This is a genomic window from Paenibacillus sp. GYB006, from assembly GCF_036577645.1.
Lineage (GTDB): Bacteria > Bacillota > Bacilli > Paenibacillales > Paenibacillaceae > Paenibacillus.
In genome coordinates this window covers 254033-267606 of the sequence record NZ_JARBDA010000001.1, presented here as the reverse complement: position 1 = coordinate 267606, position 13574 = coordinate 254033, and the positions used below count along the sequence as shown (strand labels likewise).

The 13574-nt window shown below is 44.0% G+C and carries 13 protein-coding genes; 4 read left to right on the top strand and 9 right to left on the bottom strand.

Annotated elements, in window-relative coordinates; all coding sequences use genetic code 11:
• Positions 1-47 precede the first annotated feature (47 nt).
• The 3 genes from PV403_RS01260 to recQ form a co-directional block, all read right to left on the bottom strand.
• On the bottom strand, positions 48-326 hold the full coding sequence (locus PV403_RS01260; RefSeq protein ID WP_332083335.1) for a hypothetical protein: 279 nt from the start codon (positions 324-326) through the stop codon (positions 48-50).
• Positions 327-550: 224 nt separating this feature from the next.
• Positions 551-2320 carry a B12-binding domain-containing radical SAM protein gene (locus PV403_RS01255; protein WP_332083334.1) on the bottom strand — a complete coding sequence of 590 codons (1770 nt, stop codon included), beginning with the start codon at positions 2318-2320 and terminating at the stop codon, positions 551-553.
• A gap of 73 nt (positions 2321-2393) precedes the next feature.
• Entirely contained in the window at positions 2394-4271 is a 1878-nt protein-coding gene (recQ, locus tag PV403_RS01250; protein WP_332083333.1) for a DNA helicase RecQ, read from the bottom strand.
• Positions 4272-4611: 340 nt separating this feature from the next.
• On the opposite strand from recQ, the gene PV403_RS01245 reads away from it, so the two are divergent.
• Positions 4612-5982, top strand: a complete 1371-nt coding sequence (locus tag PV403_RS01245; protein ID WP_332083332.1) for an alkaline phosphatase — start codon at positions 4612-4614, stop codon at positions 5980-5982.
• A gap of 186 nt (positions 5983-6168) precedes the next feature.
• Here PV403_RS01245 and PV403_RS01240 read toward each other — a convergent pair whose 3' ends face one another.
• Complete coding sequence (locus PV403_RS01240; RefSeq protein ID WP_332083331.1) at positions 6169-7008, bottom strand: MetQ/NlpA family ABC transporter substrate-binding protein; 840 nt, start codon at positions 7006-7008, stop codon at positions 6169-6171.
• Positions 7009-7194: 186 nt separating this feature from the next.
• Here PV403_RS01240 and PV403_RS01235 point away from each other — a divergent pair, with 186 nt between their 5' ends.
• Positions 7195-8226: an RluA family pseudouridine synthase gene (locus PV403_RS01235; protein ID WP_332083330.1), complete on the top strand. Its 1032-nt coding sequence runs from the start codon at positions 7195-7197 to the stop codon at positions 8224-8226.
• Positions 8227-8362: 136 nt separating this feature from the next.
• On the opposite strand, the gene PV403_RS01230 is transcribed toward PV403_RS01235, so the two are convergent.
• Together PV403_RS01230 and PV403_RS01225 are read right to left on the bottom strand one after the other, a co-directional pair.
• Positions 8363-9142: a hypothetical protein gene (locus tag PV403_RS01230; protein ID WP_332083329.1), complete on the bottom strand. Its 780-nt coding sequence runs from the start codon at positions 9140-9142 to the stop codon at positions 8363-8365.
• A 3-nt stretch (positions 9143-9145) separates the two neighbouring features.
• On the bottom strand, positions 9146-9934 hold the full coding sequence (locus tag PV403_RS01225) for a class I SAM-dependent DNA methyltransferase (protein WP_332083328.1): 789 nt from the start codon (positions 9932-9934) through the stop codon (positions 9146-9148).
• 225 nt (positions 9935-10159) lie between these two features.
• Here PV403_RS01225 and speD point away from each other — a divergent pair, with 225 nt between their 5' ends.
• Entirely contained in the window at positions 10160-11029 is an 870-nt protein-coding gene (gene speD, locus PV403_RS01220; protein ID WP_213533397.1) for an adenosylmethionine decarboxylase, read from the top strand.
• Between the two features lie 74 nt (positions 11030-11103).
• Here speD and PV403_RS01215 read toward each other — a convergent pair whose 3' ends face one another.
• Entirely contained in the window at positions 11104-11430 is a 327-nt protein-coding gene (locus tag PV403_RS01215) for a hypothetical protein (protein ID WP_332083327.1), read from the bottom strand.
• A 162-nt stretch (positions 11431-11592) separates the two neighbouring features.
• Here PV403_RS01215 and PV403_RS01210 point away from each other — a divergent pair, with 162 nt between their 5' ends.
• A complete protein-coding gene (locus PV403_RS01210; RefSeq protein WP_332083326.1) occupies positions 11593-12150 on the top strand; it encodes a GNAT family N-acetyltransferase in 558 nt (185 codons plus the stop codon).
• 107 nt (positions 12151-12257) lie between these two features.
• Here PV403_RS01210 and PV403_RS01205 read toward each other — a convergent pair whose 3' ends face one another.
• Together PV403_RS01205 and PV403_RS01200 are read right to left on the bottom strand one after the other, a co-directional pair.
• Complete coding sequence (locus tag PV403_RS01205; protein WP_213533403.1) at positions 12258-12551, bottom strand: GNAT family N-acetyltransferase; 294 nt, start codon at positions 12549-12551, stop codon at positions 12258-12260.
• A gap of 135 nt (positions 12552-12686) precedes the next feature.
• Complete coding sequence (locus PV403_RS01200; RefSeq protein WP_332083325.1) at positions 12687-13463, bottom strand: methyltransferase domain-containing protein; 777 nt, start codon at positions 13461-13463, stop codon at positions 12687-12689.
• Between the last annotated feature and the right edge of the window lie 111 nt (positions 13464-13574).

The window sequence follows — 13574 nt, the reverse complement described above, 5'->3', positions numbered from 1 at the left end:
AATAAAAAAGGCAGTGGTCCCAAGTTTGTAAATTAAAACAGGGCATATTATCGCTCATTCAACTCTTTTACTTCATCGATACTTGGATGATCATTTTGATCAAAATTCCGCTCAGCTGCTTCCCTTTGGGCGAGCAAGTTCTTTTGTTCTCGGGTATCTTTCTTACGATTTAATTTCCGCAGGATTACCTTTTGATTATCGTACATAAGAACAAGAAGGGTCATGATGAAAGCTAAGTCTATCAGTAGTAAACCATCAAAATTTACAAACTGAAATAAAACACCATTAATAATTATGATTCCAATAAAAACAAGAAAACCTTTCAAAAATACACCTCTCTGACTGAATTGGCAGCAAATAAACAATTAAATGTTTCATTCATTTAAATACTTCATATCTTTTTATTATCTATGGCAGGACACCACTAAAAAATCCCTAACCATACAAACGACAACAACAACATTCATTCTATGGTCAGGGATTATTTACATTTCGTCATTATACCTGATCGATATCAATATCGATATCTATTTCCTACATCATTTCATCATTAGATCAACTTCGCTTCCGCTCCCAGCGGCAAGGTAAAATAAACCGGCTTCTGATCTTCATTCTGCTGATAGATTGTAACGAGAAGCGTCTGCCCTTTTGCATCGTCTGGCGTTACACCAGCGAGTAGACGTTCCAAGTGGAACGGCAGCACTTCCAGAACCGCATGTTTCTGAAGATCTCGTTCACTCAGTGAAAGACTGGCAAATTCAGGCGATACATCTTCTGGATGCTCCGCGAGACGTTTGATATACGACGCCCAGTCGCTTTTCTCCATCGTGAAATCCCACCAGATTTTACGAGGCTTATACTTGTGACCAAGGAAATAATCAAGCTTCATCAGGCCCAGGATGAGATCCATCTGTTTGGTCCCCCGCTGCTCCAGGAACGAACGAAGCCGGGTAAATAGATCTTCTAACTGATGACCGATCTTCTGCCATCCTTGCCCTTCCCAGTAGTCGCCAAAAGCTTGGAAGAAGTCAAACGGAGACGGGAATTCCTGCTCCATTAGGTATTTCAGCGTATGGTCCATGCGGTGTGCATTCCAGTACTTCTCAAGCACATCCTCAAGACGTTTAAGCCTTACAATATCGCTAAAAGGAAGCACATCGCTGCCCAAAATTTCATACGGTGCTTGATCCATGTACGTGTAGTTGTATTTGTCTGCGTCAAGACGAAGACCCGTTCCGCGCAGCATTTTAAGGAAACCAAGCTGAAGCTCTTCTGGTCCGAGTGCAAATACATCGTTAAACGTTTTACGGAATGTATCGTAATCTTCGAGCGGCAGACCGGCAATGAGGTCCAAATGCTGATCAATTTTTCCGCTGGCTTTAATTTTGCTTACCGTCCGGCTAAGCTTCGTAAAGTTCTGACGGCGTTTTACAAGTTCATTCGTCGGGTCATTCGTGGACTGAACCCCGATCTCAAAACGAAACACCCCAGGAGGTGCATTCTCCGCCAGATAGTCCAGCACTTCTGGACGCATGATGTCTGCTGTAATTTCGAACTGGAACACGCAGCCCCCGTGATTTTGAATCAGGAACTCAAACATTTCGAGTGCATAATCCCGCTTAATATTAAACGTCCGATCTACGAATTTGATCAGTTTCGCACCATTTTCGATCAGATACAGAATGTCTGCTTTCGTTCGTTCAATATCGAAGTACCTCACTCCAACTTCAATACTCGATAGACAGAACTGACAGTTAAACGGACACCCGCGGCTTGTCTCAAAATAAACCACTCGTTTCCCAAGATCCGGAATATCTTCAGGAAAACGATACGGAGATGGCAGTTCGTTCAGGTCGGCTTTCGGCCGGCCAGGCATCACGATAACCTCTTCCCCTTTACGGTAAGCGAGTCCATATACAAAGTGGTATTTCTGCTTCCCTTCAATCTCCTGCAAAAGCTGGTGGAATGTCTCTTCTCCTTCACCGACCACGATAAAATCAACGTTCGGAAGCTGATTCATCCAGTGTTCCACGTCATAGGATACCTCAGGTCCGCCAAGGATGATTTTCACCTCAGGCATGACCCTTTTCAGAATATTAATCACTTTGATCGTCTCTTCAATGTTCCAGATATAACAAGAGAATCCAATCACATCGGCTCCGCGCTGATACAGATCAGACACGATGTTCATCACCGGGTCTTTGATCGTATATTCCGCAAGCTCAATATCAAAATCTTTTTCGCTATAAGCCTTCAAGCAACGAATTGCAAGAGAAGTATGAATGTACTTCGCATTCAGCGTCGATAAAATTACTTTCATATGCGCACAACCTTTACCGTAGTGGAATTACTCATCATAGTGCCCTGTATTTATCACTTATCTTCTATTGCCATTAGAATTCAAAAGGATCATAAGCTGGTACTTCTACTTCACTACTTCCTTGGTTCAAGAAGAAATCGAGAAAAGGTTGTCCGTATTTCCGGTACTTCACTTCTCCGACCCCTTTAATCTTCAGCATGTCACGTTCGCTCTGCGGACATACCACACTCATCTCTCGAAGCGTTGCATCATTAAAAATAATATAGGACGGTACATGCTCGCGCTCTGCCATTTCACGGCGAATCAGTCTCAGCTGTTCGAATATCGTCTCATTCACCGCAGATGGAGACATATCCCGTTTACTTGTTCTAGAAGATCTGCTGCTTCTTGAAGAAGCCGCGCTTACTCTCGCCACTCGCTGCATTACTTCGCGCTGTCCTTTCAGTACTTCGACCGCAAGCGGCTGAAGTCTCAGCACGGGGTACTGTCCTTCCGACAAAGCAAGATAACCTTCGGAGGCGAGTACGTTAATGATTTCGGAGATTTCTTTTTCCGAGCGATTCGACATCACTCCATACGTAGGCAAACTGTCAAAACCATATTCCAGCACTTTTTTGTTTCTCGAACCTTTGAGTACCATCGACACAAGAGACACGCCAAAACGCTCTCTCATCCGGTGAATACAGGAGAAGATTTTCTGGGCATCAACGGTCATATCAATGAGTTCCCGGTCATCCGTACAAGAACTGCAAATCCCGCAGCCCGTATCGTCATGTTCCTCTCCAAAATAGTCCAGCTGCGCACTGCGCAGACACTTCGTCGTATAACAATAGTCAATCATCTGCTGAAGCTTACGATAATCGTTGCGCTTGCGCTCAGGATCTGCATCCCCCTGCTCCAGCAGGAACTTCTGAGTCATGATATCTTGTGCGCTGAACAGCAGGATACACTGACTCGGTTCGCCGTCCCGACCTGCACGTCCTGCCTCCTGAACGTAGGCTTCCATATTTTTCGGCATATTATAATGGATCACATATCTCACGTTACTTTTATCGATACCCATCCCAAATGCATTCGTTGCCACAATCACTCTTAGATCATCGAACAAGAAAGCTTCCTGGCTTGCGGCACGTTCTTCATCTGTCATTCCTGCATGATAACGCCCTGCCGCTATTCCGGCCTCTTGCAAACGGCTGTACAGATCATCTACATCCTTACGGGTCGCAGCATAGATAATCCCCGCTTCGTCCGCATGTTCACGGGCATAGTCCATTACATATTCTTTTTTGTTCTCCCCGCGCAGGACCTGCATGGCGAGATTATCTCGTCCAAGTCCTGTGACAAACGTCTCCGGATTACGTAAACGCAGCAGTCTTAGAATATCTTCCATTACTGCCGGGGTTGCTGTTGCGGTAAAAGCGGCTACAATCGGGCGCTCTGGCAAGTATTCTACAAAAGGAGCTACCGATAGATAACTCGTCCGAAAATCATGACCCCACTGAGATACACAGTGAGCCTCATCCACTGCTACACAAGAAATCTGAAGCTGTGCCATCTCATCACGGAACCAGTCCAGCTCAAGCCGCTCCGGTGCAACATAGAGCATCTTCAGTTCACCGCTGCGAGCAGCTCTGATCCGGTCATTCACTTCACGTCCGCTCAGCGTACTATTGATATATGCAGCAGGAATGCCCATGGCAAGCAGCGCATCGACCTGATCCTTCATTAGGGAGATCAGCGGAGACACGACCAAAGTCAGACCCGAATACAGCAAGGCCGGGATCTGGTAACAGATCGACTTCCCGCCGCCCGTCGGCATAATGCCAAGCGTGTCATTATGTTGAAGCAGGCTTTCTACAATCTTTTTCTGACCCTCCCGAAAATCAGGATATCCAAAATAAGTTTGCAGCATTTCCTGCGCTTCTGTCATTGTTTTTGTCTGAATACTCATCTTTCAAAAACTCCTCACCTTCTCCTGTATTTTCAGGAAAAGAAAACTTCATCTTATCCATTCGTACTTTCTTCCGTTCATTCTATTAAGTGTACCGAATAATACATACTAACATCAAGGGATTGAATAGAGAATAAACAATCGATTTAACAAGATAAAGCACTGCAAATGCACAGATCCTGGAAGTTTCTCAGATTTCATCGAGGTTTTACAAAATTACAAATATTAATATTCCGCTGATCAAGATGAAGTTTTATTTTTACATTCCAGTGTTATTCTTCAATTAATCAATACACAATTACAATCTTTTCCTAAGTGATGAAGAGGAGGAAATATAAACATGCTACATAAGAAAACGAAAAAAATGGTGCCCGCCATTCTCGGGATCACGCTTGCGGCTTCGACGCTTCTTTCTGCAGGACAAGCACATGCTGTAGACACGGTGAATGCAATCAGTGTAGAGACGAAGAAAATTAAGAACATTATTTTTCTGATTGGTGATGGGATGGGGACTCCTTACACAACAGCTTACCGCTATATGAAAGATAACCCTTCAACTCCTGTTATGGAGAAAACCGAGTTCGATCCATACCTCGTTGGCGCACAAATGACGTATCCTGAAGATGAGCACCAGAATGTAACGGACTCTGCATCTGCAGCAACGGCGATGTCAGCTGGAGTCAAAACGTATAACGCAGCCATTGCGGTAGATAACGATCATACCGAAGTAAAAACCGTGCTCGAACAAGCCAAAGAAAACGGAAAATCAACAGGCCTTGTCGCTACTTCCGAGATTACACATGCGACCCCTGCTGCCTTCGGTGCGCATGATATTAGCCGTAAAAACATGGATGCCATCGCAGATGACTACTTCGATCAGCTTGTGAATGGAAAACATAAAGTGGATGTCTTGCTTGGCGGCGGGAAATCAAATTTCGTGAGAGAAGATCGTGATTTGACCAAAGAATTTCAAAATGCGGGATTCAGCTATGTTACGGATCGCAGTGCCTTACTGAAAGATAACAACAACCAAATCCTAGGTTTGTTCGCAGATGGCGGCCTCGATAAAACAATCGACCGTACCAGTGCAACTCCTTCTCTGGCAGAGATGACAGATACAGCGATTGATCGCCTGAGTACGAACGAGAACGGCTTCTTCCTCATGATCGAAGGCAGCCAGATTGACTGGGCAGGTCATGATAATGATATCGTGGGTTCCATGAGTGAGATGGAAGACTTCGCGAAGGCTTTCCAAGCCGCCATTGATTTTGCAAAAGAAGATGGTGAAACGCTTGTCGTAGCTACAGCAGATCACTCTACTGGTGGACTTACGCTTGGAAAAGACGGCGAATACAATTTCCTCGCAGCACCGATCAAAGCAGCGAAACGCACACCTGACTTTATGGCAGCAGAGATCGCTGCAGGAAGTTCTGTGGAAGATACGCTTAAGAAATACATTGATCTTGAACTGACTTCAGAAGAGATCAAGTCTGTACAAGACGCAGCGACAGAAAAAAAGGTAACCGATATTGATAATGCCATTGAAGCCATCTTTGATAACCGTTCTTTTACCGGCTGGACAACAGGCGGTCATACAGGAGATGATGTTCCTGTGTACGCATATGGACCAGGCAAAGATCGGTTTGCAGGACTGATCGATAACACAGACAACGCCCGCATTATTTTCGATATCTTGAGTAAGCATAAGTAATAGGCAGAAATGAAATGTAATAAAATTAAAAAAAGACTGCAGATAGACTAGTTTAAGCTAGTTTTCCTGCAGTCTGGGTACTTCTTTTTGCGTTCATATACGAACGATAAGGGAGTACCTTTTTATTTTTATTTTATTGGATAAGAGATTTATCCAGATTGATTATAGATTCCTTCAAACTCTTGGTTAATCCATCCAGTCCGGTTCTTCAAATTCTGGGAAGTTCTGATCAAGCAGCTTCTTGTATTCTGCAGATTGAACGACTTCTTTAAGCGTACGGGCAAAGGTAGCATTCTGATCTGCTGCACGTACAACGAGTCGATTGATCAGATTCTCAGGAATATCCTCCGTATCCAGCTCATCTTTATCCGTAAATCCGGCTTCTGCTGCCATCGTAACAGGCATCAAAGCGAGTTCTGTACTCTCATCCGTTACCGCTTGTCCCAATTCATTTACTGGCATGGTTTTTAGCGTAACGTTCTTCGGATTGTCCGTTACCGCAGTCTCGATTGACATGTCCGTGTAAGAAGCGCCGGTACGAATCCCAATCACACCTTCATCTTCCAGCATTAATAATGCGCGAGTCAGCAAAATCGGCTCTTCTGGAAGGAAGATTGTACTGTTCTTCGCAATAGCATCTTCGTCAGTAACCGATTTGGAATAAAGCGCAAGCGGCTCTGTCGGCACGGCAATAATGGACGTTACAGCATTATCACTGTTATTGGTAAATGTATTTAGAAAAGCATCAATCGAACCATTCGTCAGTTCCGTTAAGGATTCATCCGGGTCACTGATCTCTACCACTTCCAATTTGGAACCTTGTTTTTCAACGAGATCTTTCATCGTCTTTTCTACCATTTCCTTACTGGAACCGGCAGGTACCCCGACTTTTATTACTTGAGGTTCATCTTGGTCTTTCAAACCTTCTCCATTATTGTCTACCGTTGTTGTACTGCATCCTGCGAGTAATACGCTGACTAAAGTCATTCCTGCCATCCATTTAAACCACATTTTTTTCGTCTTCATGTTGTGTATTCTCCCTCTATAGATGTTTTTCTATTCTATATACAAGTAGCTTACCATGGAAGATCTAACGAATGCGAATTGCTAACGGGCTGTGTTCGTGCATTTCCACCCTCTACGTGGTATATTAACCAAGACAATCGGAATTAAACCGGACAATCTTTTTACCCAATCAGGAGGCCATAAGGCATGCGAAAAAAACAAGCACCGCATCTTAGCACAGAGGATGGTTACAGTACTCGTCCCCAGGCGCAAAGTCATGCGAAATCACATAAAAAATCGAAAGGGAGCACCTTCTCCGCTCCTCGCCCAAATAGCAAAAAAACAGGATCTTCCGTAGATTCACCTAAGGCTTATGTTGTAGAAGAAAGCAGTGAGCTGCTTGCTTACTTGCTTACTCATCTCTCTAAGAGTCGTAATGCGATCAAATCCATGCTGGCGAGAGGACAAATTCTCGTTAACGGCAAAGTGGTAACAGCATACAATTACGCGCTTAAACCTGGAATGACGATTTCCATTATCAGCGAGAAAAAAGAAGAAGCTCCTCCCCTTCTGGGACTGAGTATTCTGTATGAAGATAACGACATTATTGTCGTTCATAAAGATTCCGGACTATTGTCCGTTGCCTCCGATAAGGAGCAAGAAGTAACGGCTTATCGTCAGTTAATGACGCATGTACGTGTAGAACATCCAAGCAATCGTATTTTCATCGTTCACCGTCTAGACCGGGATACATCAGGTGTGATGCTGTTTGCGAAGCGTGAAGAGATTCAAAAAGCACTCCAAGATACTTGGCGTGATACCGTAGAAGAACGTACTTACATTGCCCTTGTTGAAGGAAAAGTAAAACAAAGCCAAGGTACTATCACATCCTACTTAAAAGAGAGTAAAACGCTCAAAATGTACTCTTCGCCTTACCCTAATAACGGCCAAAAAGCCATCACCCATTTCAAAACGCTGGAAGCGGAAAGTGAGTACTCCTTACTGGAAGTTCAGCTCGAAACCGGACGCAAGAATCAGATTCGTGTTCATATGGAGGAATTGGGACATCCGGTGGCCGGAGATAAGAAATATGGTGCGCGCAGCCGCGGCATCGGCAGACTTGGGCTACATGCGAAAGTGCTCGCTTTCACTCATCCGGGAACAGGCGAACTGATGCGTTTTGAGAGTCCTGTACCAAAAGGATTCCTTAGACCTTTCCAGAAGAATCAGCCAAAATAAACGTTAAAAACTCGGGCTTCGCTTCATGCGAAATCCCGAGTTTTTATTTTTTCTAAGAAACTTCATCTAAATATGAAGCCTATCAAAATTCTTGGTATCCTTTTCTTATTTCTGATTCGGTATCTTTCTTTTCATATCATAGCTGCTTCGCAAGCTTCTGAGCGGTTGCAAGCATCTCGGCAATTACCACTTCGTTTGGGACCCTTTCCCGATCGTTATATCTTGAAGGAGTGAGATAGCCAATCTCGACCATAAATCCATTTTTGTAAAACATAATTTCATCCGCCGCCGTTGTCAATACAATGACGTCACCCATCTCATTCTCTACATAAGAACTGTACGCATACGAGCTGTCTGTCGTCTGAATGAAGTGGTAAAACGTTGTTCCTGCTTCGTCTGTACTCACATCCACCCGGTTCAGCAAATAATCCTGATCTCCGTCATGGTGTGGAATATACGATTGAAAAGGATCTTCCTTTACTTCCATCATGTTAATCTTATAAAACAAATCTCCGTAATGGCCATAGTCATCTGCTTGTCCATAATAGTTCAGTTGAACCTGATAACTAGGGGATTCTTTACTGCCGTACTGCACAAGAAATGCTTCTTCTTTCTCCACCTCAAAAGGCATGTCCTTGCTGCTAAACTGAATTTGGCGCCCTGGGCGCAGTATAGCATACTTCTCCAGCAGGAGATCTGGGCTGACAGGTTTATAGAATATCGCATGTTCTGTATCACCTAGCTCATAGTGGTGGAACCTAGTACTGTGATTGATGGTGTCCCTATGTATTTTCGACTTCGTTAGCCCAGGAATTGGTTCCTCACAACCACTTAGAAGCAAACTCATAGACAGCAGAAGCAAGAACATCCAGTGATGGCTAGGCCGCCTTTTTATCATCGTCTTTGTATATCGCATGCCTTACCTCGATTCGGACGAATTTTTCGTAAGCTCCATGAATAAAAATAAAGGAATCCGAAGTCTGCGCTCATAGGTCTCTTCATGGATAAATCGTTCCCGTACCGGCTTAGACTCTCGAAGATTAGATACCTTAAATCCTGCCCTGCAAGCTGTCTGAAAATAATCTTCTACCGTACGATGATATTTCATTACCGGTCCGCCCATCCATTCCTGCGTACGATAACCTGGCACAAAATATTGATCCACGACCCAGTTAGTGCGAATGCCGGAGGGCTCAAGTGTAGAGGTGATAACCGGGTGCTCGATGGAGAAAATAAATCTTCCTCCCGGCTTAAGAATCTCATAGAGCTTGGTGAACAGAGGGGCTAAATCCTCAAGATAATGAAGAACTAGACGGGATATGACCAGATCATAGGAACCTGCATCTTTTTCGGCTATAGCTGCGTCCGCTTCTGCCCTGTTTTCTGCTGCAACCCAGTCCTCAATTGTGGTGAATATCGCATTCCCCCGATCTGCTACCTCTTCTAATGATTGAACAGCAAGACCATACATATTCTGTGATCCTTCCATTCCGGTATACTTCCCAGCTCCTGCATCTAGCAGCTTCCGTCCAAACTGGGCATCACCGCATCCAATATCCAGTACCGAGAAGCCTTTCACTTCGCCCGTCATCTCCCAAATGATCGGTTCCTCCAGCGTATCGTTCGCATTCTCCGGCATGCCTCTCCGGGCTGTATAATTTGCAAACTGTTCCTTACGGTCATAAAACTGCGAACCACGATATTCCATCGATATTTCCGCCTCTCTCAGGGTGTTCTTATTCTCCGCCGGACTTCTTTCAATTCACTTTACTTTTATACACTTTCATTCTCTTAAACTACTTTACCATATAAACCCAGTTCGGATAACTTCAATATAAATCGTCAAAAAACGCTTTAAGCTACCCACGATATGGTTAAAGTACATAAAGGTACCTACAGATACCAAGTCACCCTAGGGACAGGAGGCATCATTATGACACTCACTCCAGAACAAAGAATCGAGCTGCACGGTTTCAACAACTTGACGAAATCACTCAGCTTTAATATGTATGATGTGTGTTATACCCGGACCAAAGAAGAACGCGAAGCCTATATTGAATATATTGATGAACAGTATAACGCGGATCGATTAACTCAAATCTTAACAAATGTAGCTCATATTATTGGAGCCCATGTACTGAATGTGGCCAAGCAGGACTATATTCCCCAAGGAGCCAGCGTAACACTGCTTGTATCAGAAGGACCTGTGGATGGTGCAGGAGAGGAATCTTTTGAGGAGTCACCGGGGCCGCTTCCTGATCATGTGGTCATGCATTTGGATAAAAGCCATATCACCGTGCATACGTATCCGGAATTCCATCCTCATGAGGGGATCAGTACGTTCCGGGCCGATATCGATGTATCTACTTGCGGGGAGATTTCACCGCTGAAGGCACTGAACTATTTAATCCATTCTTTTGATACGGATATTATGACGATCGATTACCGGGTCCGCGGCTTTACGCGGGATATTAACGGCAAGAAATTATTTATTGACCATGATATTAGTTCCATTCAGAACTATATTCCTGAGAGTGTACAGCAACAATTTGATATGATTGATATCAATGTATATCAGCATCATATTTTCCATACCAAATGTAAATTGAAAGAATTTGACCTGAATAACTATCTGTTTGGATATACAAAGGATACACTCAGCGAAGAAGAACAGAAGGACATCTCGGAGCAGCTCAAACTTGAGATGGATGAGATCTATTACGGAATGAATATGGATGCAGGATCGATTGACGAAGATGCGGAAGAAGATTTTGTATATCAACGGGCTCCGGAATCAAACTAACTTCTCGATCATCATTAATCATCAAAAAAGGGATTACGTTTATATAAACGCGATCCCTTTCTTTACGTATTCAGCTATTTCTGACGTAGAAACTTCACCGTGAATCGCGCTGCTTCCAGCACTTCACTCACAAAATCCTTGTTTTCCTTTTCCCATTCATTCGGGTCATCCAGCGCAATTTCTTCAATAAACTCTTCCAGCAGATCAGACAGTTCCCTGCGGGAAGGTCCTTTCCCCTGACTTTTACCTCGCAGGCAACTTACGGAAGATCGAATCATTTTACAACTGTCTTTGATGTAGCTGTATTCGTCCTTGTCCCATGCCTTCGGATTATCCATATCGAGAAAAACAATCCATTTCTCAAGTAAACTTGCTGCCTGATTTGTGTTCATGCTTGTCATTTTATATCTCCATTCATTTCTTAATCATCGGTACTTTATTGAATCTAGTATAACGATAACGGCTTAGACTTAAACTGACAAGCTTTATATGGAAGATATTTATATGAATACCCGCTATAATGTACATAGACGAACTTGATATTAAAGGAGTGTACCATCCCCTTGGAAACAACGACTAACCCCAACTGGTTTCATGGCAGCAAGGTTCGCCTCGCAGCCGCGATCCAGCAAGATGCTCAGACCTTAGCCGCTTATACAGAGGACTACGATTATATGCGTAACCTAGATACCGATTATGCCGTTCCGCAAACCGTAGCAGAAGCGGGCCCCAAAAGCGCAAAGATAGAGAACGGTGTAGAATTCATGTTGCGCACCATTGATGAAGATCGTCTGATCGGATTTGTGGCCCTGCACAGCATTGAATGGAATAACCAGGCTGCGAAACTTGCCATCGGCATCGGTAAAGCGAAAGATCGGGGAAAAGGTTATGGCAGCGATGCACTGCAGATTATCTTGCGCTACGCTTTCCACGAATTGAACTTAAACCGCGTTGGTCTTGAAGTGATCTCTTATAACGAAGTAGCTTATCATGCATATAAAAAGGCAGGTTTTATAGAGGAAGGCAGAAAGCGCGCTGCCGTGCTTCGCGGAGGCAAAGCCTATGACCTTATTCTGATGAGCATGCTGCGTGATGAATGGGAATCTAAGATACAAGCATAAAATTCAAACAAAAAGACCTGGAATCTTCCCTTTGCAAGTATACCTTACACGTATACGTACAATGGAAATCAACCCAGGTCTTTTTCATATCCATCTATAATTAGCGACTATTGTTTCGCTAGAACATCTTGATACTCAGGATGTTTGCTGATTGTACTTTCTGCAAAAGGACAAGTAGGTACGATGCGCAGATTATTTTCTCTTGCATGTTCTACGATTCTCTTCACCAAGGCTGCGCCAACTCCCTTTCCTTGCAGCTCATCAGATACAGAGGTATGATCTACGTCGATCACTTCATAACCTTCTGAATCCTTACCGCGAGGGATAAAGCCAATGCTGGCTGCCTTTTCTCCATTTTGATCCACATAGAATTCGTTTTCTCCAGGTAAAATATCATACATAGTCTAAGCTCCTCTCTATGGGACAATATCCCGTTACTCTTTTATACACTTTCCGCCGCTTCTTGAAGCATGATTCAAAGATTCGTCACGGAACTCTGTGTAAAGGTAGCTTGTCATTATTCATCCTGGATTATTTTATAATTTGATTGCTCTTATACGAAGACGTTTGTAATCGATGTTCCAAGTTCCCTCATGATATAGAGCCGCCCTTATTCGCTCAGCGATCTCATCATAAGCTTTGTTTAAGAACTCAGGTGATACATCTGTGAAGAAGGGGCTTGCAAATCCATTCAGCCAGTGCCTGAGTCCCGCCTCTCCGTCTTGCATCGGGGTAGGTCTATCGAAATGCAGTGCATACGTGACCCGAAAGCCGTGTTTTTCAAGAAGAACGCTGTACTCTCCGATACTCGGAAAATACCAAGGGCTCCGTGTTCCCGCATCGATCCCCTGCTCCATCAGCACTTCGCTGATAGCCTGAACCACGGTTCCTACATTATGTTGTCCTCCGAACTCAGCCACAAATCTGCCTCCAGGACGCAGTGCATCATGAACACACTGGACCACATCTTCCGCATTCTTCATCCAGTGCAGGGCAGCGTTGGAGAATACCGCATCCAAAGGCTCTTGTACCGTAAAACACTCTGCATTTCCTTCTACAAAATTCAGATTAGGATATTTAATCCGCGCTTTCTCCAGCATCGAAGGGGAGAGATCCATCCCCGTTACGAGCGCTTTGCTTAAAGCAATCCCCTGTGTTAGATCCCCCGTTCCACAACCAAGATCGAGAATACGTTCCCCCTCTGCGGGTTCAAGTAAATCGATCACTCCCCTGCCCATCTCGGATACAAAAGAAAGTTTCTCATCGTAATGTTCAGATGCCCATGACTGTCCCTTACTTGTTCGTTGTCCCATCCTGACCTCATCTCCCTAATATAGAAGAACCTACAGCCATTATGGCACAGCAAATTACATGAAATTAAATACCTGTTTCCTATGAAATTAATAGTTAATAGCTATATCTCC